Here is a 24,724-nt window from a genome sequence, read left to right on the forward strand (position 1 = left end):
GTGTTCCCGAAACGGGGAAGCTAAAATGGCCGGCTGCTTGATAGTCACAAGCCCCACGCCATGCTGAGAATCTCCGAACTCAAACTCCCGCTCGACCACGCGCCCGACGCGCTGGTCGCACTGATCGCCAGGACGCTCGACGTTCCGCTCGACGCGATCGCCTCCCACACCGTCTACAAGCGCAGCTTCGACGCGCGCAAGGTCGAACTGCTCACGGTCTACATCTGCGACGTGCAGCTGGCCGATGCGAAGCTCGAAGCCAGCCTGCTCGCCAAGCACGCGGGCCATCCGCACATCCAGGGCGCGCCCGACATGCGCTACACCCCGCCGGCCAATGCCCCAGAGGGCACGTCGCGGCCAGTGGTCATCGGCTTCGGCCCCTGCGGCATCTTCGCGGCGCTGATGCTCGCGAAGATGGGCTTCAAGCCCATCGTGCTCGAACGCGGCAAGACCGTGCGCCAGCGCACCCGCGACACCTGGGGCCTGTGGCGCAAGAGCGTGCTCAACCCCGAGTCGAACGTGCAGTTCGGCGAAGGCGGCGCCGGCACCTTCTCCGATGGCAAGCTCTACAGCCAGATCAAGGACCCGCGCTTCCTCGGCCGCAAGGTGATGGAAGAGTTCGTGAAGGCCGGCGCGCCGCCAGAAATTCTTTACGTCGCGCATCCGCACATCGGCACCTTCAAGCTGGTGAAGGTGGTCGAGAACATCCGCGAGCAGATCGTGGCGCTGGGCGGCGAGATCCGCTTCGAGCAGCGCGTGACCGACGTGCACATCGAAGACGGCCACCTTCGCGGCCTCACCGTGCTCGACCAGACGACCGGCCAGAGCAGCGAACTGCGCGCCGACCACGTCGTGATGGCGCTGGGCCACAGCTCGCGCGACACCTTCGAGATGCTGCACAAGCGCGGCGTGCACATCGAGGCCAAGCCCTTTTCCATCGGCTTCCGCGTGGAGCATCCGCAGGGCCTGATCGACCGCGCGCGCTGGGGCCGCCATGCGGGCCACCCGCTGCTGGGCGCGGCCGACTACAAGCTGGTGCACCACGCAAGCAACGGCCGCTCGGTCTACAGCTTCTGCATGTGCCCCGGCGGCACCGTGGTCGCGGCCACCAGCGAGCCGGGCCGCGTGGTCACCAACGGCATGAGCCAGTACTCGCGCAACGAGCGCAACGCCAACGCGGGCATCGTGGTGGGCATCGACCCGCGCGACTACCCCGGCGACGCGCTGGCCGGCATCGCGCTGCAACGCGAGCTGGAGAGCAATGCCTTCGTGCTCGGCGGCGGCGACTACCGCGCGCCCGGCCAGCTGGTGGGCGACTTCATCGCGGGCAAGCCTTCCACGGCACTGGGCAGCGTGATCCCTTCGTACAAGCCGGGCGTCACGCCGACCGACCTGCACAAGGCGCTGCCCGCCTACGCCATCGAGGCGATGCGCGAGGCCTTTCCCGCCTTCGGCCGCAAGATCAAGGGCTTCGACACGCACGACGCGGTGCTCACCGGCGTAGAAACGCGCACCTCGTCGCCTATCCGCATCACGCGCGGCGACGACTTCCAGAGCCTGAACGTGCGCGGCCTCTACCCCGCCGGCGAAGGCGCGAGCTACGCGGGCGGCATCCTGTCGGCCGGCGTGGACGGCATCAAGGTGGCCGAGGCCGTGGCGCACAGCGTGCTGGCAGAGTCGGAACGCGAACGAACGGCGAGCGTCTGATGCGGCAGGCCACCACCTCCTTCGAGCTGCCCACGACGGGCCACCTGATCGCCGGCACGCTGGCGATGGCCGCGGTGGTGCTCGCCTCCAACATCCTGGTGCAGTTCGCCATCAACGACTGGCTGACCTGGGGTGCCTTCACCTATCCGGTGGCCTACCTCGTGAGCGATCTGGTCAACCGGCGCTTCGGTCCCGGCATGGCGCGGCGCGTGGCGTGGGTGGGCTTTGCGGTCGCCGTGGGCGTGTCGCTGCTGCTCGCGCCGGTGCGCATCGCCGCGGCCTCGGGGCTGGCCTTCATCGCCTCGCAGCTGCTGGACATCGGCGTGTTCGACCGGCTCCGGCGCGGCCTCTGGTGGCGCGCGCCGCTGGTGGCCACGGTGATCGCCGCGGTGCTCGACAGCATCGTGTTCTGGGGCATCGCCTTCGCGGGCACCGACGGCCCCTGGCTCACCTGGGCGCTCGGCGACCTGGCGGTGAAGCTGGGCGTCGGCGTGCTGATGCTGCTGCCGTTCCGGCTGCTGATCGGCCGGCAGGCCGCGCGTGCATCGGCCCTGAGCCACTGAGGACATCGATGGCGAACGACGACTTCCACTTCTACGAGCCCGCCAAGGGCCACGGCCTGCCGCACGACCCGTTCAACGCGATGGTCGGGCCGCGCCCCATAGGCTGGATCTCGTCGCAGGACGAGAACGGCGTGCTCAACCTCGCGCCCTACAGCTTCTTCAACGCCTTCAACTACACGCCGCCCATCGTCGGCTTCGCGAGCATCGGCGCCAAGGACAGCCTGCACAACATCCGCCAGACGCGGGAGTTCGGCTGGAACCTGGCGACGCGCCCGCTGGCCGAGCAGATGAACCGCTCCTGCGCGGCCGTGCCGCCCGAGGTGAGCGAGTTCGAACTGGCCGGCCTGCAGACCGCCGCCTCGCGGACCATCGCCGTGCCGCGCGTGGCCGAAAGCCCCGTGTCCTTCGAATGCCGGCTCACGCAGATCCTGCAGCTCGAAGGCGTGGACGGCGTGCCGGTGCAGACCTGGCTGATCCTCGGCGAAGTGGTGGGCGTGCACATCGCGCGCCGCCTGCTGAAGGACGGCATCTACGACACCGCCGCGGCGCAGCCCATCCTGCGCGGCGGCGGGCCTGCCGACTATTTCGAAGTCAGCCCCGACAATCTCTTCAGAATGTTCCGGCCGCGCTGAACGCGCACCGCCGGCATTCTTTTTTCCATTTCATTCCACCGCGCCCCCGCATGACCGACGCTTCCACCGCCACCCCGAAGACGAACGCACGCCCTCCCCGGCGCCAGCAACTGGACATGGCCGACCAGCTGAAGCAGCTGAAGACCGGCGCAGACGCGGACACGGGCACCGCCGAAGCACCCGCTCGGCAGCAGCAACCACCCCAACAGCCGCGCCAGGACGCGCGCCCGCGCCGGCAGAAGAACGGCGGCGGCCGCAACCAGCGCCCGCAGCAGCCCCGCCAGCAGCAGCAACAGAAGGCGCAGGCGCCACAGCAGCAACAGCCGCAGCGCGCCCCGCGCAAGGTCAGCCCGGTGCTGGAACGCCTGTTCGAGCTGTACCCGCAACTCTTCGGCGCGCGCTTCGTGCCGCTGAAGCTCGGCGTGTACGAAGAATTGCTGGCGCGCCACCCCGAGGACTTCAAGGCCGAAGACCTGAAGATCGCGATGGGCCAGCATGCGCGCTCCACGCGCTACCTCGAGGCCGTGGCCGCCGGCCTGGCCCGCCACGACCTCGACGGCAATGCGCTCGACCCGGTCGCGCCCGAGCATGTGCACCACGCCATCCTCGAGCTGCACCGCCGCCGCCAGCAACGCAACCCGGGCGGCGAAGACCTGCGCCCGCAACTGGTGGCGCGCATCGCCAAGGCCATCGAAGCATCGGGCTTGGACCGCGAAGCCTATGCGGTGCTGGTGCGCTCGCGCGACCAGAACAACAACGCCGTGGTCGACGAAGCCCTGGCCGAACTCGCCCAGCAGGCCGCCAAGCGCGAAGCGCTGCTGCGCGCCTTCGAGGCCAGCGGACGCACCGAGCAGGAGTTCGCCGACATGTACGGCATGAAGCACGGCGAGGTGACGCGCACGCTGCAACGCGTGCGCAACGACCAGAAGGCGGCACAGGCGGCTGCGGAAGCTGCGGCTGCTGCGGCTGCAGCCGCAGAGCCGGTCGCCGAATCCGGTGCCGAGCCCGAAGCAGCGCCCGCGCCCAGCGCCGACTGAGCACCCAAAAAAAACGCCACCCGAAGGTGGCGCTGCAAAAAAGATAGATCGACTGGCAGGGGCGGCATTTGCCGCCCCTCGTTCGTTCAGCGCTGCGCGTTCTGCAGCGCGGCAATGCGCTCTTCGATCGGCGGGTGCGTGGCGAACAGCTTGCCCATGCTGCCGGTGATGCCCATGGCTTCCACAGCCTTCGGCAGTTCGCCGGCCGGCAGGCCACCCAGGCGCGCGAGCGCGTTGATCATCGGCTGCTTCTGGCCCATCAGCGCGGCGGCGCCGGCGTCGGCGCGGAACTCGCGGTGGCGCGAGAACCAGGCCACCACCATCGCGGCGGCAAAGCCCAGCACGATGTCGAGCACGATGGTGCTCACGTAGTAGCCGATGCCGGGGCCCGAGCTGCGGTCGTCGCCGCGGCGCAGGAAGCTGTCGACCGCATAGCCGATCACGCGCGACAGGAACACGACGAAGGTGTTCATCACGCCCTGGATCAGGGTCATGGTGACCATGTCGCCGTTGGCGATGTGCGCCACCTCGTGGCCGATGACGGCCTCGACCTCTTCGCGCGTCATGTTCTGCAGCAGGCCGGTGGACACCGCCACCAGCGACGAGTTCTTGAACGCGCCGGTGGCGAAGGCATTGGGCTCGCCTTCGAAGATGCCGACCTCGGGCATGCCGATGCCGGCCTTGTCGGCGAACTTGCGCACCGTGCCGACGATCCAGGCCTCGTCGGGCGTCTGAGGGTTGTCGATCATGTGCAGGCCGCTGGTCCACTTGGCCATGGGCTTGCTGATGAGCAGCGAGATGATCGCGCCGCCGAAACCCATCACCAGCGCAAAGCCGAGCAGCGCCGTGAGGTTGAGCCCGTTGGCGGTGAGGAAGCGATTGACGCCCAGCAGGCTGGCGACCACGCCGAGCACCGCGACGACCATCACGTTGGTCAGGACGAACAGAAGGATACGTTTCAAGTTGAATTCTCCGTGGGGAACGCTTCCATCCAGATAAGGGCCGCGGGGCTCACTTCAACCCGTGCGCTGCATGGAGGTGGCAACCATGATAGGAGCAAAAGTTCTAGCGCCCGTGTATTCCCCGCTCCGGCAAAGGCCTGAAAACCTGCGGGTCGTCATAGAAAGACGCGGCCTCGTTATCGGGCCACCAGCCGGGCACGCCGAGCAACGGCAGCGGCACGAAAGGCTTGCGCTGGAGCCGCGCCGGGTCGAGCGCCTGCGCCATACGCGCGTCGTCGAAAGCCACGGCGCCCGCCGCCTCGTGCGTCAGCAGCACGTGCGCGGTGATCGGCTTGCGCGGCGCGGCGAGCTTTTCGAGCAGCGCATGGCCGAAAACCAGCAGTCGCGCCTGCGCCCACAACTCGCGCCGCGCGACGAACAGCGTATGCCAGTCGCGCGCGACCAGCGCCTGCCACAGCGCGGGCGGTGCGTCGAGCACGGCGCCGTTCTCGTCGAACAGCGTGAGCGCGTCGCGCAAGGGACCGCGCACCGCCGCGACGCCGTGGCGCGCGATCTCGCCCGCCTGCAACTCGTTGAGGCGGCGCTTGGCCAGCGGAAACGCGAGCCAGACGAGTCCGTTGAAGAAGTCGTGCAGGTTGTCGCGCGTGGGCACCGTGCGGGTCTGGAAGATGTGGGCCTCGTAGGCCTGGCCGGCAGGCAGCGCAAGCTGCTGCACGAAGTCGGGCACGGGTGCATGGGCAGGCCTGGCGCCCCGCAGCGCTGCGGCGACCGAGCCATGCGCCGAAGCGGCCTGCGCCACGGCTTGGCCATGGACACGGTAGGGCGCGAGCCAGGGCTGCGCCCAGTCGACCGCCGGCAGGGTCAAGACGCTGGCGCGTCCGTCCAGCGGATGCGGTCGGGGTGCTGCATCACCGCGAATTCCGCCGTGAGCTTGTCGAACAGCTTGAGCGAGCTGCCGTGCTTGCCCAGCAATCCCGCCGCGCGCAGTGCCTGCGCCACGTCGTTCAGCGGCACGTCCTTGCCGCTGCGCAGCGCGGGCACGGCCTGCAGGATGAACTCGGCCGCCTCGGAGGTCTGCGGTTGCGGCGCGGGTGCGGGCTTGGCCGCCTTGGTGCTGCTCTTGCGGGCTGCCGTCTTGGTGGCGGCCTTCTTCGCGGCCGTTTTCTTGGCGGCAGGCGCGGTCTTGGCAGCGGCCGTCTTCTTCGCGGTGGCGGTGCGGGCCGCGGGCTTCGCGCTGGCGTGGTGCTCGAGGTCCATGAACGCGTCGTAGATGCCGACGGTTTCTTCGCCCGTCTTGCCCCGCTGGCCGATGCCGCAGACGCGGCAGCCCTTTTCGCGCAGCCGGATCACCAGCGGCGCGAAGTCGGAGTCGGAAGACACCAGCACCACCACGTCGGGCCGCTCGTCGATGACGAGGTCGATGGCATCGACCGCGAGCGCGATGTCGGTGCTGTTCTTGCCGGTCGAGAGGTTGACCATCGGCCGCACCGACAGCCGCTTGAACATCGCCTGCCGGTTGACGGCCATCTCGGCGTTGCAATAGGCGCGGCGCACGTGGATGGCGCCGTATTCGTCCATCGTGCGCTGAACGGCCTGCTCGATCACGTCGGCCGAGACGTTGTCGGCGTCGATCAGCAGCATCACGCGCGGTGTGGGCGTCATGCCAGCTTCCAGTTCAGCGTCTCGCCACCGCGCAGCGGCTTGAGCGTTGCGTCGCCATAGGGCACGGTCTCCGGCACGGTCCAGCTTTCGCGCTTGAGCGTGACGGTGTCGGCGTGGCGCGGCAGGTCGTAGAAGTCGGGGCCGTTGAAGCTCGCGAAGGCTTCGAGCTTGTCGAGCGCGCCCGCGTTGTCGAAGGCCTCTGCGTACAGCTCGATGGCGGTGAGCGCGGTGTAGCAGCCGGCGCAGCCGAGGGCGTGTTCCTTCAGGTGGGCCGGGTGCGGCGCGCTGTCGGTGCCCAGGAAGAAGCGGTCGCTGCCGCTGGTGGCGGCCTCCACCAGCGCCACGCGGTGCGTCTCGCGCTTGAGCACGGGCAGGCAGTAGTAGTGCGGGCGGATGCCGCCGGTGAAGATGGCGTTGCGGTTGTAGAGCAGGTGGTGCGCCGTGATGGTGGCTGCCGTGAAGCGGTCGGCGTCGCGCACGTAGTGGGCGCCTTCCTTGGTGGTCAGGTGCTCGAACACCACCTTGAGCTCGGGGAAGTCGCGGCGCAGCGGAATCATCACGCGGTCGACGAACACGGCTTCGCGGTCGAACAGGTCGATGGCGGGGTCGGTCACTTCGCCGTGCACCAGCAGCAGCAGGCCGTGCTTCTGCATGGCCTCCAGCGTCTTGTAGGTGTGGCGGATGTCGGTCACGCCGGCATCGCTGTTGGTGGTGGCGCCGGCCGGGTAGAGCTTGAGAGCGCGCACGCCGGCTTCAGCCGCCAGCGCGATTTCTTCGGGCGGCAGCTTGTCGGTCAGGTAGAGCGACATCACGGGCTCGAAGGCCAGGCCCTCGGGCACGGCGGCGCGGATGCGGTCGCGGTACGCCACGGCCTGCGCGGCGGTGGTCACGGGGGGGCGAAGGTTCGGCATGATCAGCGCGCGGCCGAACTGGCGCGCGCTGTGGGGGACGACGGCTTCGAGGGCGGCGCCATCGCGCACGTGCAGGTGCCAGTCGTCGGGGCGGGTGATCGTGAGGGTGTCTGTCATGGCGGGACAATTGTCGCATCGCCCTCCAGCAGGTACTCGCGCACCAGCGAGCGCGCACGGTGCAGCCGGCTCTTGATGGCGCCGACGGGCTCGCCGAGCCTTTCGGCGATCTCGGCGATGGTCAGTTCCTCGAAATCGCGCAGCAGCACCACTTCGAGGTAGTGCGCGGGCAGCGATTCCAGCGCATGCGTCAGGTCCAGCCGCAGCGCGTCGTCGGTGCGGCTGGCGAGTTGCCGCTCGGCCATGTCGTCGTCCAGCGGGTCGTGCCGGAACATCGCGCGCTGCAGCCGGAGGCACTCGCGCCTGATGACGGTGAACAGCCACGACGAAAAGGCCGCGGCCGCCTTCAGGCCCCGGACCTTGCGCACGATCACCAGCAATGACTCCTGCACGGCATCGTCGATGTCGCTGGCTTTGCAGTGCCTGTAGGCGTAACGGCGCGCGTCGGCCTGGCACACCGCCAGCAGACCGGCAATGGCCGCGGGATCGCCGGTCTGCGCGGCATGAATGAGGTCGGTGCGGTCGATCCCGGCGGCCACGGCTCAGCGCTCCTTGACGGGCTTGCGCCCGACCATGGCGCACATCGGGCAGAAGCCGAACAGGCCGGTCAGGGCGAGCACGGCGCCCATCAGGCCGGCGGCCACCGCCGCGGAGGCGGTGCCCCAGCTCATGAAAGCGAAAGCGAGGCCGGCGAGCCCCATGACGATGCGCAGCGCGCGTTCCCAGCCGGGGACATTCTTGACGTAGAACATGGCGATTCCTTCGATCCTTGGTTGTGCGAGGAAGACCCTCGGACACAAGGAGGCGGCGAACCCGCCGAACGGTTCGCGGGAATCGGCAAATTCTCTTGCTATTTGTGGAACACCCGGCAGGTGCGTGAACCGGCACCCTGAAGCCATTTGAAAAAATTGACCGATGCGCGCGCGCCCTTGTGCGGCGGCCAGGGATCGAGGATGCGCAGCGTGGTGCCTCGCCCGCTCGGGTCGTCGTCGCCGCGGATGCCCGCGATGACGACCATGTGCCCCGGCCGGCCGGCGCCCGCCGGGTAGCCGCCCCGGGTGGTGCCCCACAGCATGTCGAACATGAGCGGGCCGTTCTGCAGTGCCGCGCGCAGCGCCTTCAGCGACCACGCCGATGGCGGGCGCACCTCCAGGCCGTGCGCGGCGGCGACCCGCTGGCCGACTGTCATTTGCGCGTCGTGCGTGTCGACGCAATCCTGCAGCCCGCCGTCGGCCGCGACCAGTTCGGCCGGGGTGCGCGCGACCACCGCCTGCACGTTGGAGCGCGTCATCATCGCGACGCCGGCGGCCCAGCACAGCGCGGCGGCGGGCGGCGGGATCAGTGCGACCGGGTGCAGGATGGGCTCGTCGCGCTCGCCGTCGAACGCGACGTTCTGGGTGCAGGGGCCGGCCTCGCCGTCTTCCACCAGCCAGTGGGCGGCCTGCAGGCGCAGCACGGCCGCGCGGGTGAGCGGGCCATAGTCGCCATCGGTGGCGAGCCTGGGGCTGGGCTGCAGCTTGCGGTTCAGTGCCTCCTGCAATCGGCGGACGTCGGCTCCTCGCCAACCCTGTTTGAGCGTGGTCATCGGCATGCTTTCCTTCCCCCTCGTTCTAATCGCGGACTTTGGAATACGGGCGTCGGAATTGTCAAAACCGGGGCCGCAAGCGTCTACTCGCCGAATGGCGTAGTCGGCGGCGCCCGGCTGGGACGCTTGCCTATTGCTCAAGTACTCGCGCCGGGGCCGAGTGGATTTCGCCGCTGTCGCCTTGGGGACTCTCGAATGCACCCGCCAGGTCGGCCAGCCAGCGGTCGTAGGCGGAGGCGCGTTCGGCGTCGGGCAGCCGCAGCAGCGCGGACGGATGCAGCGTGACGAAAACGGGCCGGCCATCGGCGCGCTCGTGCAGCCACGCGCCGCGCTCGGCCTGCACCGCCACCGGCCGGCCGAGCAAGGCGCGCGCGGCCGTCGCGCCCAGCGCCACCAGCGCCTGCGGACGCACCAGTGCGATTTCACTGTCGAGCCAGTGCGCACAGGCCTCGGCCTCCCGCTGGCCCGCGGTCTTGTGGATGCGGCGCTTGCCGCGCAGTTCGTACTTGAAATGCTTCACGGCATTGGCCAGGTACACCGTGCCGCGCGGCCGGCCCAGTTGCGCCATTGCACGGTCGAGCAGTTGGCCGGCCGGCCCGACGAAGGGCCGCCCTGCCAGGTCTTCCTGGTCTCCGGGCTGCTCGCCGACCAGCATTCGCTGCGCACCCGCGGGCCCTTCGCCGCACACGGCCTGCGTGGCGAGCGCACCGATGGGACAGTCGCGGCACGCATGCGCGGCCGCGCGCAGTTCATCGAGGTTGGCGGGCGCCGCGCGGTCGGCCGGCAGCGGGTGCAGCGGCACCGGAGCGCGGATGCGGCGCGCGGGCGTGGCCGGCGCGTCGATCATCGACTGGCTGCGCGCCTGCGCCGCTTCGGCCAGCGGCTGGATCAGCGCGGCTTCGGGCAGGTTGTGCCAGTAGCGGGTCGGCATCTCGCGGCGCATCATCGCGAGCTTCAGGCGCGCGGGGTTGAAGATGTTCTCGTAGTAGACCAGCCAGAGCTGCTCGCCGGCGTCCGGCGGCGGCTTCTCGCGCCGGTCGGCACCCTCGCGGAAAGTCAGCGCCTGCCCGTCCCACGCCACACAGCGCTCGGGCGTGAGGATGGCCCAGTTCATCTGCGCGAAGCGGCGCGCGAAGAACGGCGCATTGGCTTCCACGATGCGGTGGTCGGGCTCGAACCATGCCACGTGGCGCTCGCCCTGCTCGCCTTCCACGCGCGTGAAGCGCACGAAGGCGCGCATCTTGTGGATGTCGCGGTGCACGGCCTTGGCCATCTGCCGGGCCTGCAGCATGTCGGCGTCGAGCGGGTCGTGCCGCAGGGACGGTTCGTGCACCAGGCGCCAGAGCAGCCGGTACATGAGCGCCAGGCGGCCGGCGTCGCGGTGCAGGATCACGTCGGCACACAGGGCGAGGAACGACGCGGGCACCGGCTGGCGCGCGGCACCGGCCGGCGGCGGCGAAAGCGTGGGCTCGAACAGGCCGCCGGCGGGCTCGTCCGCGAACAGGTCGGCGCCGCCGTCGCCCTGCGCGCCGTCGCTCCATTCGACATGGTCGGGCGGCACGCCTTTCGCCAGCAGTTGGCGCGCCTCGCGGCGGAAGGCGTCGAGGTCGACCGGGTTCCCGAGCCGTACGCGCATGGCGGCTTGCCTCCAGCTCAGAACAGCGCCGCCTGCGCCGGCCGCGCCGCAGGAGCTGCGGCGGCCATGGCTCCCGCCGCCGGCCGGTACCCGTCGGCCACCACGAAGGGCAGCACCTTGCGCGAGGGCACGTGCAGCCGGCGCAGATCGTCGGCGCGCACCCTGCGCACGCGGCGCGCCTGCAGCAGGCGCTCGACCGCCTTCACCCCCAGGCCAGGCACGCGCAGCAGCATTTCGCGCGGGGCGTGGTTCAGGTCGACGGGGAAACGCTCGGCATGCGCCAGCGCCCAGGCCAGCTTGGGGTCGACGTCAAGCCGCAGCAGGCCGTCGGGCGCGGCCACGATCTCCTGGTGCTCGAAGCCGTAGAAACGCATGAGCCAGTCGGCCTGGTAGAGCCGGTGCTCGCGCATCAGCGGCGGCGCCACCAGCGGCAGCGCGCGGGCCGCATCGGGAATGGGACTGAAGGCCGAGTAATACACGCGCTTGAGCTTGTAGGCGCCGTACAGCGTGGCGCTCGACGCGAGGATGTGGCGGTCGTCGGTGGCGTCGGCGCCCACGATCATCTGCGTGCTCTGGCCCGCGGGCGCGAAGGGCGGCGGCCTGGCGGCGGCAGGGGCCGCGCCGGGCAGCGCGCGGATCGGCACCACGCGACGGGCTTCCTCGCGCGTGTCGTCGATGCGCAGGCGCAGCCGCGCCATGGAGCGGCGGATGGCGCTTTCGTTCTTCTCGGGCGCCAGCGCCTGCAGGCCCTCGGTGGTCGGCATCTCGACGTTGATACTGAGCCGGTCGGCATAGCGGCCGGCACGCGCCAGCAGTTCGTCGCTGGCGTCGGGAATGGTCTTCAGGTGGATGTAGCCGCGAAAGTCGTGCTCCTCGCGCAGCACGCGCGCCACCTCGACCACCTGCTCCATGGTGTGGTCGGGCGACTTGATGATGCCGCTCGACAGGAACAGGCCCTCGATGCAATTGCGCCGATAGAAGTCGAGCGTGAGCTGCACCACCTCTTCGACGCGAAAGCGCGCACGCGGCACATTGCTCGACGCGCGGTTGACGCAATAAAGGCAGTCGTACTGGCAGTGGTTGGTGAGCAGCACCTTCAGCAGCGAGATGCAGCGGCCGTCGGGCGCGTAGCTGTGGCAGATGCCCGCGCCCTCGGTGGAGCCGATGCCGCGGCCGCCCACCGAGTCGCGCGGCTGCGAGCCGCTGGATGCGCAGGAAGCGTCGTACTTGGCGGCGTCGGCAAGGATGGCGAGTTTGCGATGGATGTCCACGGGAGTCCTCGGAATTACTGTATGAATATACAGTTCTCAGCCATTCCATCGGCTGCGATTTGTAAGCGGGCCGCTCGCGTCGATGCAGCGTTGCGCCTCCTTCAAACCTTGGCTACCCTCGCTGCCAGATGACCGACGACCCCACAGCACCCGCCCCCACCCTCACGCCGATTTCCACCACGCTTGCCGACGACCGCATGGCGGCCAAGTTCACCGCACCGAACGGCGCCCCCGCCTTCGCCGTGCGCTGGCAAGACGGCGTGTACGCCTACATCAACCAGTGCCCCCACGCGGGCGGACCGCTCGACTTCGAAGGGCAGATCATCGAAAGCTCGGGCCGCTTCCTGATGTGCGCGCGTCATGGCGCGATCTTCGAGCCCGACACCGGCCAGTGCGTCGGCGGCCCATGCCGCGGCGCGCGGCTCACGCCGCTGGCGGTGCACGAGAAGGCCGACGGCAGCATATGGCCGGGCCACGCCGGATAAAGACAACCCTCAAGGAGAACGATATGCGCAAGAACACCAGGTTTCACCCCCTCGCCCTGTCGGTCACGGCCCTCGCCTTCGCCGGGCTCATGGCAGGCTGCACCGGCATGTCGCCCGGCACCGGCAAGGCCTTCACGGGCATGAAAGTCACGTCAAGCGCCTTTGCCGACAACGGCGTCATCCCGGCCGAGCATGCCGGCGCGGGCGAGTGCGGCGGCAAGAACATCTCGCCGCCGGTGGCCTGGAGCAACCTGCCGGCCAAGACCCGGTCGGTCGCGGTGCTGGTGTTCGACCCCGACGGCGCCGCCGGCCTGGGCGTGTCGCACTGGGTGGCCTACAACATCGCGGCCGAGCGCGGCGAGCTCAAGGCGGGCGAAGGCCAGGCGGGCTCGAACTTCAACTTCACCATGGGCCCGAACGTGGCCGGTGCGCCGGCCTACCGCGGCATGTGCCCGCCGGTAGGCGACCGGCCGCACCACTACGTGCTGACCGTGGTAGCCACCGATCTGGCGCCGGGCAGCCTGCCCGCCGGCCTCGCACGCGACGCGCTGCTGGCCGCGCTCAAGGGCCATGCACTGGGCGGACAGAGCGTGGTGGGCCTCTACAGCCGCTAATCCCTTCACCCTGCCGGGTAATAATTCAGCTCCCGATCTGCCGGCGGCCCGTCAGCAATGGCTGCAGCCGCTTTTCCGAAAGCCCATCGATGGCCCTGACCGCCGCCGCGTCCGACGTTTCCCCGTCATCCGAACTCGACGCCATGTTCGACCTGGCGCCCGTCTCCCTCTGGATCGAAGACTACAGCGGCCTCAAGCGCAAGCTCGACGGCTGGCGCGCCGAAGGCGTGACCGACCTGGTAGCGTTCCTGTCGGAAGACCCGGGCCGCGTGAGCGAATGCATGGCGCTGCTGAAGGTGCTGCGGGTCAACCAGCACACCCTGAAGCTCTTCGCCGCCGACAGCCAGCAGACCCTGCTCGGCTCGCTCGACCGCGTGTTCCGCGGCGACATGTCGGCCACCGTGGTGCATGAGCTCGACCAGCTGTGGCGCGGCCAGCTCACCTTCGAGAGCGAGACGGTCAACTACGCCCTCGACGGCCGGCGGCTCGACGTGCGCGTGCGCGCCCGCGTGCTGCCCGGCCACGAAGCCACCTGGGAGCGCGTGCTGGTCTCGCTCGACGACGTGACCGAGCGCGTGGCCGCGCAGCGCCTGCGCGACGAAAGCGCCGCCTACGCACGCAGCCTGTTCGAGCGCTCGCCGGTGTCGCTGTGGGTGGAAGACTTCAGCGCCGTGCGCGCGCTGCTGCAAAGCATCCGCGCGCGCGGCATCACCGACTTCGCCACCTTCATCAAGGTGCACCCCGAGTTCGTGACGCGCTGCATGCAGGAGATCCGCGTCGTCGACGTGAACCGCGAAACGCTGCGCATGTTCGGCGCGCCCGACCTGCAGACCCTGCTGGGCAGCCTCTCGCGCATCTTCCGCGACGAGATGCGCGAATCCTTCGCCGAGCAGCTGCAGGACCTGTGGAACAACAAGACCGTGCAGCACCGCGAGGTGCTCAACTACTCGCTGTCGGGCGAGGTGCTGAACATCCACATGCAGTTCGCGGTGCAGGACGACCGGCTCGACACCTGGGACCTGGTGCTGGTGTCGCTGGTCGACATCACCGCGCGCAAGAAGGCCGAGGCCTACCTCGAATACCTCGGCAAGCACGACGTGCTCACGCAGCTATGCAACCGCACCTACTTCACCGAAGAGCTCACCCGCCTCGCGCGCAAGGGCCCCTGGCCGGTGTCGATCGTGGCCATCGACCTGAACGGACTGAAGCAGCTCAACGACCAGGAAGGCCATGCCGCCGGCGACTCGCTGCTGCGCCGCATGGGCGAGGTGCTCGACAAGGCCGTCGACCCGCCGGCCTGGCCCGCGCGCATAGGCGGCGACGAGTTCGCGGTGCTGCTGCCCATGACCGACGAGCGCGGCGCCGAAGCCATGCGCGAGCGCATCCTCACGCTGCTGGAAATGAACAACCAGTTCCACGCCGGACAGAGCGGCCACGCGCTGAGCCTGGCGATCGGCCTGGCGACCTGCCACGCGGGAGAGTCGCTGGAATCGGCCCTGCAACGCGCGGACCGGGCGATGTATGTCGACAAGGCAAGGCACTACGAAGGCACGCCGGGAAACCGGCGGCGGGGTAGCTAGCCCGGCACCCGCACCCGCTCCAGCACGAAATCGATGAACGTCCGGATCGCCCGCGTGTGCTGGCGGTTGGGCATGTAGAGCATGAACATCTGCGTGCCGAAGATGGACAGGCGCCAGTCGTCCAGCGTGGTCACGACGTCGCCCTTGCGCACGTCTTCCTGCACCACGTAGTCGGGCACGAGGCCGATGCCCAGGCCGGCGAGGATGGCCTGGCGCAGAAATAGAAAGTTTTCCGAGATCAGCGTCGGCTCGAGGATCACCTCGCGCCGCGTCTCGCCCTGGTAGGCCGACACGCGCAGCTGCCGGCCGATGACGGCGGCAGTGACCACAGGCGCGCCCTGCAGCGCATCGAGCTGCACCGGCAGCGGGTGCTTCACCGCGTACTCCGCCGAGGCACAGGCCACGTAGCGCACCGGCCCCATCGCGCGCGCCACCAGGTTCTGCGGCGGCTCAGGGATCACGCGAATGGCGATGTCGACTTCGTCGCGCAGCAGGTCCTCGATGCGGTTCTCGAACACCACGTCGAGCACGATGCCGGGGTACTGGCGCTTGAAGTCGATGAGCCAGTCGGCCATGACCAGTTGCCCGTAGCCGCTGGGCACGCTCAGCCGCACGCGGCCCTGCAGGCCCTGTCCCAGCGTGGTGACCGATTCGCGCGCAGCCAGCAGTTCGCCCTGGATCGCCACGCCATGCTGGTAGAGCCGCAGGCCGATTTCGGTCGGCTCGGCGCGCCGGGTGGTGCGCCGCACCAGCTGCGCGCCCACCGAGCGCTCCAGCTGGTTCAGGTGGTAGCTGACGTTGGCGCGGGTCATCTTGAGCCGGCGGGCCGCCGCGCTCAGGTTGCCGGCATCGAGGATTTCCACCAGCAGGGTGAGCGATTGCAGGTCCATGCACCGATTGTGTCAAAAATCCTTTGACAGTCTGTCAACCGCCTATGCAATTGTCAAAGCAAGGATACCGGCCAAGAATGCCGGGTTCACCCCAGAGCCTCGAACCCGCACGGTTCGCAACGCAAGAGACAAGCAGCACATGGCCACCAACGACACCCCCAGCCCCTCCACGTCCACCGGTCCCGTCACCTTCGAGCGTCGAGGCGACGTGTTCGTGGTGACCATCGACAACCCGCCCGTCAACGCCCTGGGCGTGGACGTGCGCCGCGGCCTCGTGGCCGCCATCGACGCGGCCGAGGCCGACGGCGCCGCCAAGGCCGTGCTGATCGCCGGCGCGGGCCGCAACTTCATCGCCGGCGCCGACATCCGCGAGTTCGGCAAGACGCCGCAGCCGCCGTCGCTGCCCGAGGCGTGCCTGAAGATCGAGAACTGCACCAAGCCGGTGGTTGCCGCCATCCACGGCGCCGCGCTCGGCGGCGGGCTCGAAGTGGCGCTGTCGGCGCACTACCGCATCGCCTCGCCCACCGCCAAGCTGGGCCTGCCCGAAGTGGCGCTGGGCCTCTTGCCCGGCTCGGGCGGCACGCAGCGCGCGCCGCGCCTCATCGGCGTGAAGCCAGCCCTCGAGCTGATGCTCAGCGGCCGGCATGCGGGCGCCAAGGAAGCGCTGTCGCTCGGCCTCGTCGACCGCCTGGGCAGCGACGCCGACGCGCTGGCCGAGGGCCTCGCCTACGCGCAGGAACTGGTCGCCGCCAAGGCCCCGGTGCGCCGCACGCGCGAAGCCGGCGCGCTGGCAGACAAGGAAGCCAGCCGGGGCGCCCTCGAAGCCGCGCGCGCCGACACCGCCAAGAAGAGCCGCGGCCTGTTCTCGCCAATGAAGATCATCGAAGCCGTCGAGGCCGCGCTCACGCTGCCCTTCGACGAAGGCATGGCGCTGGAGCGCAAGCTGTTCCTGCAGTGCATCGACAGCCCGCAGCGCGCCGGCCTGATCCACGCCTTCTTCGCCGAGCGTGAAGTGCTGAAGGCGCCCGAGACCAAGTCGGCCAAGCCTCGCGCGCTGGAGTCGGCCGGCATCGTCGGCGGCGGCACCATGGGCGCGGGCATCGCGGTGGCCATGCTCGACGCCGGCATGCCGGTGACCATGATCGAGCGCGACGACACGCAACTCGCACGCGGCCGCGCCAACGTGGAGAAGGTGTACGACGGCCTCATCAAGAAGGGCCGCATGACGCCCGAGGCCAAGGACAGCGTGATGGCGCGCTTCTCCGGCTCGACCAGCTACGACGCGCTCGCGCAGGTCGACATCGTGGTCGAAGCCGTGTTCGAGGACATGTCGGTCAAGAAGGCCGTGTTCGCAGAACTCGACCGCGTGTGCAAGCGCGGCGCGGTGCTCGCCACCAACACCTCGTACCTGGACATCGACGAGATCGCCGCCAGCATCTCGCGTCCGCAGGACGTGGTGGGCCTGCACTTCTTCTCGCCCGCCAACATCATGAAGCTGCTGGAGATCGTGGTGCCCGCCAAGGTCAGCGCCGACGTGGTCGCCACCGGCTTCGAGCTGGCCAAGAAGCTGAAGAAGGTGCCGGTGCGCGCCGGCGTGTGCGACGGCTTCATCGGCAACCGCATCCTGGCCGTGTACCGCCAGGCCGCCGACCACATGATGGAAGACGGCGCGTCGCCCTACCAGATCGACGAAGCGGTGCGCAACTTCGGCTACCCGATGGGCCCGTTCCAGGTGTCCGACCTGGCCGGCGGCGACATCGGCTGGGCCACGCGCAAGCGCAAGGCCGCCACGCGCGACCCCGAGGCGCGCTACGTGCAGATTGCCGACCGCATCTGCGAGCGCGGCTGGTTCGGCCAGAAGACGCAGCGCGGCTACTACCTGTACCCCGAAGGCGCGCGCACCGGCCAGCCCGACCCCGAAGTGCTGGCCATCATCGACGCCGAGCGCGAGCGCGCAGGCATCAAGCCGCGCGCCTTCACCGAAGAAGAAATCATGCGCCGCTACATGGCCGCGATGGTCAACGAAGGCGCCAACGTCGTGCTCCAGCGCATCGCGCTGCGCCCGCTGGACGTGGACGTGACCTTCCTCTACGGCTACGGCTTCCCGCGCCACCGCGGCGGCCCGATGAAGTACGCCGACACCGTCGGCCTGCCCAAGGTGCTGGCCGACATCCGCGAGTTCGCGAAGGAAGACCCGATCTTCTGGAAGCCGTCGCCGCTGCTGGTACAGCTGGTCGAACGCGGCGCCGATTTCGCCAGCCTCAATCAATCCGAGTAATCACAGAGTCAGCCGTCCAGGAGACACACCCCATGCGTGAAGCCGTCATCGTTTCCACCGCCCGCACCCCGCTCACCAAGGCGCACCGCGGAGAATTCAACATCACCCCCGGCCCCACGCTGGCGGCCTTCGCCGTGAAGGCGGCGGTGGAACGCTCGGGCCTCGACCCCGCGCTGATCGAGGACGCGATCCTCGGCTGCGGCTACCCCGAAGGCACCACCGGCCGCAACATCGCGCGCCAGGCCATCATCCGCGCGGGCCTGCCGATCGGCATTGCCGGCACCACGGTGAACCGCTTCTGCGCCTCGGGCCTGCAGGCGATTGCCATGGCCGCGGGCCGCATCGTGGTGGACGGCGCGCCGGCCATGATCGCGGGCGGCGTCGAAAGCATCTCGCAGATCCGCTCGCGCAGCGCCACCGATGCCGGCGACAGCGGCATGGACCCGTGGATCGTCGAGCACAAGCCCGAGCTGTACATGGCGATGATCGAAACCGCCGACATCGTGGCCAAGCGCTACGGCATTACCCGCGAGGCACAGGACCGCTTCTCCGCAGAGAGCCAGCGCCGCACCGAAGAAGCGCAGATCGCCGGCCGCTACAAGGACGAGATCGTCGCCTGCACCACCACGATGGCCGTGACCGACAAGGAGACGAAGGAAGTCACCTACCGCGAAGTCACCGCCACCGAAGACAACTGCAACCGCCGCGGCACCACCTACGAGGCGCTCGCCAAGCTGAAGCCGGTGATGGGCGAGGACAAGTTCGTCACCGCAGGCAACGCCTCGCAGCTGTCGGACGGCGCATCGGCCTGCGTGCTGATGGAAGCCAAGGACGCCGAGCGCGCCAACATCAAGCCGCTGGGCGCCTTCCGCGGCCTGGCAGTGGCCGGCTGCGAGCCCGACGAGATGGGCATCGGCCCGGTGTTCGCGGTGCCCAAGCTGCTCGCGCGCCACGGCCTCAAGGTGCAGGACATCGGCCTGTGGGAACTCAACGAAGCCTTCGCCTCGCAGTCGATCTACTGCCAGGACAAGCTGGGCATTCCGTCGGAGCTGCTCAACGTGAACGGCGGTGCCATCTCCATCGGCCACCCCTTCGGCATGACCGGCGCGCGCCTGGCGGGCCACGTGCTCATCGAAGGCAAGCGCCGTGGCGCGAAGTACGCCGTGGTCACGATGTGCATTGCCGGCGGCATGGGCGCGGCCGGCCTGTTCGAAATCTATTGAGGAGCCCGCGATGGACCTGAACTTCACGACCGAAGAAGAAGCCTTCCGCAGCGAAGTGCGCGCCTTCCTTTCGACCAAGCTGCCGGTGCGGCTTTCCGAGAAAGTGCGCAGCGGCAAGATCCTCGAGAAGGCCGACATGCAGGAATGGCACGCCATCCTCAACGCGCGCGGCTGGCTGGCCAACCACTGGCCCGAGCAGTACGGCGGCCCGGGGTGGACGGCGGTCGAGAAGTTCATCTTCGAGCATGAATGCGCGCTGGCCTTCGCGCCGCGCATCGTGCCCTTCGGCGTGAACATGCTGGGGCCGGTGCTCATCAAGTACGGCAACGAAGCGCAGAAGCAGCATTGGCTGCCGCGCATCCTGAACGGCGCCGACTGGTGGTGCCAGGGCTATTCGGAACCCGGCGCGGGCTCCGACCTTGCTGCCGTGAAGACTTCGGCCGTGCGCGGCATCGACGCGCAGGGCGACCACTACATCGTGAACGGCCAGAAGACCTGGACCACGCTGGGCCAGCACGCCAACATGATCTTCTGCCTGGTGCGCACCAACCGCGAGGCGAAGAAGCAGGAAGGCATCAGCTTCCTGCTGATCGACATGACATCGCCCGGCGTGGAAGTGCGCCCGATCATCACGCTCGACGGCGAGCATGAGGTGAACGAGGTGTTCTTCTCCGACGTGCGCGTGCCCGCCGAGAACCTCGTGGGTGAAGAGAACAAGGGCTGGACCTGCGCCAAGTACCTGCTGACCTACGAGCGCACCAACATCGCGGGCGTGGGCTTCTCGGTGGCCGCGCTCGAACAGCTCAAGGGCATTGCCGCCACGCAGACCAAGAACGGCAAGCCGCTGGCCGAAGACCCGGCCTTCGCTGCACGCATGGCGCGTGTAGAGATCGACCTGGAGAACATGAAGACCACCAACCTGCGCGTGATCGCGGCGGTGGCCGGCGGCGGCGTGCCGGGCGCGGAAAGCTCGATGCTGAAGATTCGCGGCACCGAGATCCGCCAGGAAATCTCGTCGCTGGCCCGCCGCGCGATGGGCGTGTATGGCCGCCCCTTCATCGCCGAGGCGCTGAAGGACGGCTATACCGAGAACGGGGGCGAGACCTTCGGCCCCGATTACGCATCGGCCGCCGCATCGCGCTACTTCAACAACCGCAAGCTGTCGATCTTCGGCGGCTCGAACGAAATCCAGAAGAACATCATCAGCAAGATGATTCTTGGTCTGTAAAGGAGACATGCCATGAACTTCGAACACACCGAAGACCGGCGCATGCTCGCCGACAGCCTGAACCGCTTCATCAGCGAGCAGTACGCCTTCGACGCGCGCGACCGCATCGCGAAGTCGGAGCACGGGTTCAGCAAGGAAATCTTCCAGCAGTTCGCCGAACTGGGCGTGATCGGCGCGCTGTTCAGCGAGGCCGATGGCGGCTTCGGCGGCGGCGGCTTCGACATTGCCGTGGTCTTCGAGGCACTGGGCCGCGGCCTGGTGGTCGAGCCGCTGCTGGGCGCGGTGATGGTCGGCGAGGCGATCAGCGCCGCCGGCAGCGACGCGCAGAAAGAAAAGCTCGCAGACATCATCAACGGCGTGACCGTCGCAGCCTTCGCGCACGACGAGGCCGACACGCACTACGAACGCACGCGCGTGGCCACCAAGGCCGAGCGCAGCAACAACGGCAGCGACAGTGGCTGGGTGCTGCACGGCGCCAAGGCCGTGGTGCCGCAGGGCGAGCAGGCCGACCTGTTCCTGGTCTCAGCCCGCACCTCGGGCAACGTGGACGACGAAGCCGGCATCTCGCTGTTCCTCGTGCCCGCGAAGACCGCAGGCCTCACGGTGCGCGGCTGCCCCGCCATCGACGGCGGCCGCGTGGCCGAACTTGCATTCGACGGCGTGAAGCTGGGCGCCGACGCGCTGCTCGGCGCCGAAGGCCAGGGCAACGCCACGCTGGAACGCGCCTTCGGCCGCGGCGTGCTCGCGCTGTGCGCCGAGGCACTGGGAGCGATGGAAGCCGCCAAGACCGCCACGCTGGAATACCTGCGCACGCGCAAGCAGTTCGGCATTCTCATCGGCAGCTTCCAGGCCCTGCAGCACCGCATGGCCGACCTGCTGCTGGAGATCGAACAGGCCCGCTCGGCCGTCATCAACGCGGCAGCCGCCATCGACACCGGCGACCGCCTGACGCGCGAGCGCGCGCTGTCGGCCGCCAAGTTCAGCATCGGCCGCATCGGCGCGCTGGTGGCGGAAGAAAGCATCCAGATGCACGGCGGCATCGGCATGACCTGGGAACTGCCCCTGCCCCACTACGCCAAGCGCCTGGTGATGATCGACCACCAGCTGGGCGACGAAGACCACCACCTGCAGCGCCACATCGCCCTGGGCAAAGAGTCCGGCAGGGAGGTTGCGGCATGAGCGACAACAAGACCGTTCTGATCTCGCAGGAAGGCGCCGTGCGCATCCTGACCAACAGCAACCCCGCCGCGCGCAACGCGATCACGCCCACGCTGTACGCCGAGCTGAGCGCCGCGCTGGCCGACGCGCAGAACGACCCCGAAGTGGGCGCCATCGTCTTCACCGGCGCAGGCGATTTCTTCTGCTCCGGCGGCGACCTGAACCTGCTGGCCAAGCGCCGCGAGCTGCCGGTGGCCGAGCGCCGCCAGATCCTCGAAGGCCTCAACAACCTGATCCGCGCGCTGCGCGATTGCAGCAAGCCGGTGATCGCGGCGGTCGAAGGCGGCGCTGCCGGCGCGGGCCTGTCGATGGCGCTGGCCTGCGACATGCTGGTGTCGGCGCGCGACGCCTTCTACACCGTGGCCTACGTCAAGGTCGGCCTCACGCCGGACGGCGGCGCCACGGCCTTCCTTGCGGAGTTCGTCTCGCGCCAGGTGCTGACCGAGATGTGCCTCACCGGCGACCGCATGCCGGCCGAGCGCCTGCATGCGCTGGGCGCAGTCAACCGCCTGACCGACAAGGGCGCCGCGCTGGCCGAAGCCATCGCGCTCGCGGCCAAGGTGGCAAGCGGCCCGCAGCGCGCCAGCGCGCGCATCAAGACGCTGTGCCGCCAGGCGCACCACGCCACGCTGGAAGAGCAGCTCGACGCCGAGGCCGTGTTCATGGTCGAGTCGCAAGGCGATGCCGAAGCGGCCGAAGGCATCGGCGCGTTCCTCGGCAAGCGCAAGGCCGACTTCGTGGCGCTGCGCCACGCCGGCGGCAAGGCGGACACGCCCTGACATCCGCCCTGCCCGCCCCCTGCGCATGCGCACGGGGCTTTTCGTTTTTCCTGGAGTAGCCATGTCCTCGCTGAATTCCTCGCTGCCGCTTGCCGGCGTGCGCGTCCTCGATCTGTCCCGCATCCTGGCGGGCCCCTGGTGCGGCATGGTGCTGGCCGACATGGGCGCCGAGGTCATCAAGGTGGAGCACCCGGGCCGCGGCGACGACACCCGCGACTGGGGCCTGCGCGTGGGCAAGACCGAGACCGCCTACTTCAACAGCGTGAACCGCAACAAGCGCTCGGTCACGCTCGACCTGCAGACGCCAGAAGGCCAGCAGATCGCGCGCGACCTGGCGAAGCAGTGCGACGTGGTGATCCAGAACTTCAAGTTCGGCGGCATCGACAAGCTGGGCCTGGGCTACGAGCAACTGAGCAAGGAGAACCCGGGCCTCATCTACTGCTCGATCTCTGGCTACGACCGCACCGGCCCCGAGGCAGCGCGGCCCGGCTACGACCTCGTCGTTCAAGGCGAGGCCGGCCTGATGGCGCTGAACGGCGAAGCCAACCAGCCGCCGCTGAAGTTCGGCGTGGCGGCCGTGGACCTGTTCACCGGCATGTACTCGGCGCAGGCCATCCTGGCGGCGCTGTACCAGCGCGAGAAGACCGGCAAGGGCCGGCACGTGGAAATGGCGCTGTTCGACTGCGGCCTGATGATCACCGCCTACTACGGCCTCGAAGCGCTGCTGATGGGCGAAGACCCGCCGCGCTACGGCAACTCGCATCCGTCGATCGTGCCGTACGGCGTGTTCGACGCGGCCGACGGCCCGCTGGTCATCACCGTGGGCAACAACGCGCAGTTCGCGCGCTTCTGCACCGAAGTGATCGGCCGGCCCGACCTCGCGGCCGACGAGCGCTTCAAGACCAACATCCTGCGCTCGGCCAACCGCGCGGTGCTTCTGCCCGAGCTGCACGCCGAACTGGCCAAGCGCCAGCGCGCCGACCTGCTCGAGAAGCTCACCGCCGCCGGCATTCCGTGCGGCGAGGTGCTGGGCCTGCTGGAGGCGCTGCAATCGAAGCGCGCCACCGACGCCGGCCTGGTCACCACGCAGCCGCACCCGGTGGCGGGCACGGTCAACGTGCTGGCACCGCCCTACCGTTTCGATGGCGAGCGCCTGCCGGTGCGCAGCGCGCCGCCCACCCTGGGCGAAGGCACGCACGACGTGCTGAAGTCCCTGCTCGGCCTGTCGGATGAAAAGCTGGCGGCGCTGAAAACGAGTGGCGTCGTCTGAAGAAGACAGGCGTCCGAATTTCCAAAGTAGACAAGACCCAATGGCATCCCTTTCCCTTCGCAGTCCCGTTCGCCGCGCCCTTCTCGCCCTCGCCCTGCCCCTGGTGGCCGGCACCGCCTTCGCGCAAGCCTGGCCCGCCAAGCCGATCACGCTGATCGTGCCCTTTCCGCCGGGCGGCCCGACCGACGTGGCCTCGCGCATCGTGGCGCAGAAGATGTCGGTCGCGCTCAAGCAGAACATCGTGATCGACAACCGCAGCGGCGCATCGGGCACCGTGGGCGCCGCCACGGCCGCGCGGGCCGCGCCCGACGGCTACACCTTCGTGATGCTGGCCACGCCCACGCTGCTGGCCTCGCACCTGTATGGCCCCACCGGCTACGACATCTTCAAGAACTTCACGCCCGTGGGCTCGGTGTACGACCTGCCGATCGTGCTGGTGGTGAACCCCAAGTCGCTGCCCGACGTGAACGGCGTGCAAGACCTCATCGCCAAGGCCAAGGCCGAGGGCGGCAAGCTCAACTACACCACCGCCGGTGCCGGCAGCTTCGGCCACCTGACGACCGAACAGCTCAAGACCATCGGCAAGTTCGACATGCAGCACGTGCCCTACCGCGGCAGCGCACCGGCCGTGACCGACCTGATCGGCGGCCAGGTGCCCGCGATGTTCTCCGACCTGGTGGGCGTGCTGCCGCACATCAAGGCCGGCAAGCTGCGCGCCATTGCCGTGGGCTCGGGCAAGCGCGTGAGCCTGCTGCCCGACGTGAAGACGGTGGCCGAGCAAGGCTTCCCCGGCTTCGACGCCACCTCGTGGGGCGGCCTGCTGGCCCCGGCCGGCACGCCCAAGGAAGTGATCGACCGCATGAGCGCCGAGCTGAAGACCGCGCTGGCCGACAAGCAGGTGCAGGAAAAACTGGAGAGCGTGGGCTCCTTCGCGGCCTACCGCACGCCGGCACAGACGGGTGTGCGCATGCACGAAGACTTCGAGCGCTGGGGCAAGGTCATTCGAGACAACCACATCACGAACCAGTAAAACGAACCGGGCCGGCAGGGCCCGGCACCGCGGCGGCACCAAGGAG

24 protein-coding genes are annotated in these 24,724 nt (G+C 69.1%); 14 read left to right on the forward strand and 10 right to left on the reverse strand.

The genetic code is table 11. The features are described from left to right. Positions 1 to 60: 60 nt before the first annotated feature. From ACWV14_RS27715 to ACWV14_RS27730, 4 genes are read left to right on the forward strand one after another with little or no spacing between them, the layout of a single operon-like run. Complete coding sequence (locus ACWV14_RS27715; RefSeq protein ID WP_454904741.1) at positions 61 to 1,707, forward strand: NAD(P)/FAD-dependent oxidoreductase; 1,647 nt, start codon at positions 61 to 63, stop codon at positions 1,705 to 1,707. Continuing rightward, complete coding sequence (locus ACWV14_RS27720; RefSeq protein ID WP_422088320.1) at positions 1,707 to 2,270, forward strand: VUT family protein; 564 nt, start codon at positions 1,707 to 1,709, stop codon at positions 2,268 to 2,270. Before ACWV14_RS27715 ends, ACWV14_RS27720 begins: the two co-directional genes overlap by 1 nt. A gap of 8 nt (positions 2,271 to 2,278) precedes the next feature. Next, positions 2,279 to 2,902, forward strand: a complete 624-nt coding sequence (locus ACWV14_RS27725; RefSeq protein ID WP_454904743.1) for a flavin reductase family protein — start codon at positions 2,279 to 2,281, stop codon at positions 2,900 to 2,902. A gap of 50 nt (positions 2,903 to 2,952) precedes the next feature. After that, positions 2,953 to 3,939, forward strand: coding sequence for a ProQ/FinO family protein (locus ACWV14_RS27730; protein ID WP_454904745.1), 987 nt, complete (start codon positions 2,953 to 2,955; stop codon positions 3,937 to 3,939). Between the two features lie 86 nt (positions 3,940 to 4,025). Here the strand turns inward: ACWV14_RS27730 and htpX are convergent, their stop codons facing one another. From htpX to ACWV14_RS27775, 9 genes are all read right to left on the reverse strand, one after another. Continuing rightward, positions 4,026 to 4,901, reverse strand: a complete 876-nt coding sequence (gene htpX / locus ACWV14_RS27735; RefSeq protein ID WP_081271393.1) for a protease HtpX — start codon at positions 4,899 to 4,901, stop codon at positions 4,026 to 4,028. A gap of 103 nt (positions 4,902 to 5,004) precedes the next feature. Beyond that, the gene (locus ACWV14_RS27740) at positions 5,005 to 5,766 is read right to left on the reverse strand and encodes a DUF3025 domain-containing protein (RefSeq protein ID WP_454904747.1); all 762 of its coding nucleotides are present in this window, start codon (positions 5,764 to 5,766) and stop codon (positions 5,005 to 5,007) included. Next, positions 5,763 to 6,563: an NYN domain-containing protein gene (locus tag ACWV14_RS27745; protein ID WP_285413575.1), complete on the reverse strand. Its 801-nt coding sequence runs from the start codon at positions 6,561 to 6,563 to the stop codon at positions 5,763 to 5,765. The genes ACWV14_RS27740 and ACWV14_RS27745 overlap by 4 nt, the downstream gene beginning before the upstream one ends. Further along, positions 6,560 to 7,591: a dihydroorotase gene (gene pyrC / locus ACWV14_RS27750; RefSeq protein ID WP_454904749.1), complete on the reverse strand. Its 1,032-nt coding sequence runs from the start codon at positions 7,589 to 7,591 to the stop codon at positions 6,560 to 6,562. Before pyrC ends, ACWV14_RS27745 begins: the two co-directional genes overlap by 4 nt. Next, on the reverse strand, positions 7,588 to 8,130 hold the full coding sequence (locus tag ACWV14_RS27755; protein ID WP_454904751.1) for an RNA polymerase sigma factor: 543 nt from the start codon (positions 8,128 to 8,130) through the stop codon (positions 7,588 to 7,590). Before ACWV14_RS27755 ends, pyrC begins: the two co-directional genes overlap by 4 nt. Before the next feature lie 3 nt (positions 8,131 to 8,133). Continuing rightward, on the reverse strand, positions 8,134 to 8,343 hold the full coding sequence (locus tag ACWV14_RS27760; RefSeq protein WP_454904753.1) for a YgaP family membrane protein: 210 nt from the start codon (positions 8,341 to 8,343) through the stop codon (positions 8,134 to 8,136). A 98-nt stretch (positions 8,344 to 8,441) separates the two neighbouring features. Then, positions 8,442 to 9,176 (reverse strand): papain-like cysteine protease family protein, encoded by a 735-nt coding sequence (locus ACWV14_RS27765; protein WP_454904755.1) that lies wholly within the window; start codon positions 9,174 to 9,176, stop codon positions 8,442 to 8,444. 130 nt (positions 9,177 to 9,306) lie between these two features. Further along, positions 9,307 to 10,812 carry a UdgX family uracil-DNA binding protein gene (locus ACWV14_RS27770; protein ID WP_454904757.1) on the reverse strand — a complete coding sequence of 502 codons (1,506 nt, stop codon included), beginning with the start codon at positions 10,810 to 10,812 and terminating at the stop codon, positions 9,307 to 9,309. A gap of 17 nt (positions 10,813 to 10,829) precedes the next feature. Beyond that, positions 10,830 to 12,083 (reverse strand): putative DNA modification/repair radical SAM protein, encoded by a 1,254-nt coding sequence (locus tag ACWV14_RS27775; RefSeq protein ID WP_454904759.1) that lies wholly within the window; start codon positions 12,081 to 12,083, stop codon positions 10,830 to 10,832. Positions 12,084 to 12,211: 128 nt separating this feature from the next. Here ACWV14_RS27775 and ACWV14_RS27780 point away from each other — a divergent pair, with 128 nt between their 5' ends. From ACWV14_RS27780 to ACWV14_RS27790, 3 genes are all read left to right on the forward strand, one after another. Continuing rightward, positions 12,212 to 12,568, forward strand: a complete 357-nt coding sequence (locus ACWV14_RS27780; RefSeq protein WP_454904761.1) for a Rieske (2Fe-2S) protein — start codon at positions 12,212 to 12,214, stop codon at positions 12,566 to 12,568. 23 nt (positions 12,569 to 12,591) lie between these two features. After that, a complete protein-coding gene (locus ACWV14_RS27785) occupies positions 12,592 to 13,182 on the forward strand; it encodes a YbhB/YbcL family Raf kinase inhibitor-like protein (protein ID WP_454904763.1) in 591 nt (196 codons plus the stop codon). An 89-nt stretch (positions 13,183 to 13,271) separates the two neighbouring features. Further along, positions 13,272 to 14,762 (forward strand): sensor domain-containing diguanylate cyclase, encoded by a 1,491-nt coding sequence (locus ACWV14_RS27790; protein ID WP_454904765.1) that lies wholly within the window; start codon positions 13,272 to 13,274, stop codon positions 14,760 to 14,762. Here the strand turns inward: ACWV14_RS27790 and ACWV14_RS27795 are convergent. Beyond that, positions 14,759 to 15,652, reverse strand: coding sequence for a LysR family transcriptional regulator (locus tag ACWV14_RS27795; protein WP_454904767.1), 894 nt, complete (start codon positions 15,650 to 15,652; stop codon positions 14,759 to 14,761). The genes ACWV14_RS27790 and ACWV14_RS27795 overlap by 4 nt on opposite strands. A 139-nt stretch (positions 15,653 to 15,791) precedes the next feature. Here ACWV14_RS27795 and ACWV14_RS27800 point away from each other — a divergent pair, with 139 nt between their 5' ends. The 7 genes from ACWV14_RS27800 (at position 15,792) to ACWV14_RS27830 (ending at position 24,678) form a co-directional block, all read left to right on the forward strand. After that, positions 15,792 to 17,930: a 3-hydroxyacyl-CoA dehydrogenase NAD-binding domain-containing protein gene (locus ACWV14_RS27800; protein ID WP_454904769.1), complete on the forward strand. Its 2,139-nt coding sequence runs from the start codon at positions 15,792 to 15,794 to the stop codon at positions 17,928 to 17,930. Positions 17,931 to 17,962: 32 nt separating this feature from the next. Beyond that, on the forward strand, positions 17,963 to 19,153 hold the full coding sequence (locus ACWV14_RS27805) for an acetyl-CoA C-acyltransferase (protein ID WP_454904771.1): 1,191 nt from the start codon (positions 17,963 to 17,965) through the stop codon (positions 19,151 to 19,153). 10 nt (positions 19,154 to 19,163) lie between these two features. Then, positions 19,164 to 20,381 (forward strand): acyl-CoA dehydrogenase family protein, encoded by a 1,218-nt coding sequence (locus ACWV14_RS27810; RefSeq protein WP_454904773.1) that lies wholly within the window; start codon positions 19,164 to 19,166, stop codon positions 20,379 to 20,381. Positions 20,382 to 20,393: 12 nt separating this feature from the next. Further along, positions 20,394 to 21,560 (forward strand): acyl-CoA dehydrogenase family protein, encoded by a 1,167-nt coding sequence (locus ACWV14_RS27815; protein WP_454904774.1) that lies wholly within the window; start codon positions 20,394 to 20,396, stop codon positions 21,558 to 21,560. Next, entirely contained in the window at positions 21,557 to 22,378 is an 822-nt protein-coding gene (locus ACWV14_RS27820; RefSeq protein WP_454904776.1) for an oxepin-CoA hydrolase, alternative type, read from the forward strand. The genes ACWV14_RS27815 and ACWV14_RS27820 overlap by 4 nt, the downstream gene beginning before the upstream one ends. Before the next feature lie 61 nt (positions 22,379 to 22,439). Beyond that, positions 22,440 to 23,648 (forward strand): CaiB/BaiF CoA transferase family protein, encoded by a 1,209-nt coding sequence (locus tag ACWV14_RS27825; protein ID WP_454904778.1) that lies wholly within the window; start codon positions 22,440 to 22,442, stop codon positions 23,646 to 23,648. A gap of 40 nt (positions 23,649 to 23,688) precedes the next feature. Next, the gene (locus tag ACWV14_RS27830) at positions 23,689 to 24,678 is read left to right on the forward strand and encodes a Bug family tripartite tricarboxylate transporter substrate binding protein (RefSeq protein WP_454904780.1); all 990 of its coding nucleotides are present in this window, start codon (positions 23,689 to 23,691) and stop codon (positions 24,676 to 24,678) included. Positions 24,679 to 24,724 lie beyond the last annotated feature (46 nt).

The organism is Variovorax durovernensis (assembly GCF_977011995.1).

Coding starts and splice junctions, on each gene's coding strand:
- ACWV14_RS27805 (WP_454904771.1), top strand. CDS start 17,963: ATGCGTGAAGCCGTCATCGTTTCCACCGCCCGCACCCCGCTCACCAAG.
- pyrC (WP_454904749.1), bottom strand. CDS start 7,591: ATGACAGACACCCTCACGATCACCCGCCCCGACGACTGGCACCTGCAC.
- ACWV14_RS27830 (WP_454904780.1), top strand. CDS start 23,689: ATGGCATCCCTTTCCCTTCGCAGTCCCGTTCGCCGCGCCCTTCTCGCC.
- ACWV14_RS27780 (WP_454904761.1), top strand. CDS start 12,212: ATGACCGACGACCCCACAGCACCCGCCCCCACCCTCACGCCGATTTCC.
- ACWV14_RS27820 (WP_454904776.1), top strand. CDS start 21,557: ATGAGCGACAACAAGACCGTTCTGATCTCGCAGGAAGGCGCCGTGCGC.
- ACWV14_RS27725 (WP_454904743.1), top strand. CDS start 2,279: ATGGCGAACGACGACTTCCACTTCTACGAGCCCGCCAAGGGCCACGGC.
- ACWV14_RS27800 (WP_454904769.1), top strand. CDS start 15,792: ATGGCCACCAACGACACCCCCAGCCCCTCCACGTCCACCGGTCCCGTC.
- ACWV14_RS27765 (WP_454904755.1), bottom strand. CDS start 9,176: ATGACCACGCTCAAACAGGGTTGGCGAGGAGCCGACGTCCGCCGATTG.
- ACWV14_RS27795 (WP_454904767.1), bottom strand. CDS start 15,652: ATGGACCTGCAATCGCTCACCCTGCTGGTGGAAATCCTCGATGCCGGC.
- ACWV14_RS27785 (WP_454904763.1), top strand. CDS start 12,592: ATGCGCAAGAACACCAGGTTTCACCCCCTCGCCCTGTCGGTCACGGCC.
- ACWV14_RS27815 (WP_454904774.1), top strand. CDS start 20,394: ATGAACTTCGAACACACCGAAGACCGGCGCATGCTCGCCGACAGCCTG.
- ACWV14_RS27715 (WP_454904741.1), top strand. CDS start 61: ATGCTGAGAATCTCCGAACTCAAACTCCCGCTCGACCACGCGCCCGAC.
- ACWV14_RS27790 (WP_454904765.1), top strand. CDS start 13,272: ATGGCCCTGACCGCCGCCGCGTCCGACGTTTCCCCGTCATCCGAACTC.
- ACWV14_RS27745 (WP_285413575.1), bottom strand. CDS start 6,563: ATGACGCCCACACCGCGCGTGATGCTGCTGATCGACGCCGACAACGTC.
- ACWV14_RS27760 (WP_454904753.1), bottom strand. CDS start 8,343: ATGTTCTACGTCAAGAATGTCCCCGGCTGGGAACGCGCGCTGCGCATC.
- ACWV14_RS27810 (WP_454904773.1), top strand. CDS start 19,164: ATGGACCTGAACTTCACGACCGAAGAAGAAGCCTTCCGCAGCGAAGTG.
- ACWV14_RS27770 (WP_454904757.1), bottom strand. CDS start 10,812: ATGCGCGTACGGCTCGGGAACCCGGTCGACCTCGACGCCTTCCGCCGC.
- ACWV14_RS27720 (WP_422088320.1), top strand. CDS start 1,707: ATGCGGCAGGCCACCACCTCCTTCGAGCTGCCCACGACGGGCCACCTG.
- ACWV14_RS27825 (WP_454904778.1), top strand. CDS start 22,440: ATGTCCTCGCTGAATTCCTCGCTGCCGCTTGCCGGCGTGCGCGTCCTC.
- ACWV14_RS27730 (WP_454904745.1), top strand. CDS start 2,953: ATGACCGACGCTTCCACCGCCACCCCGAAGACGAACGCACGCCCTCCC.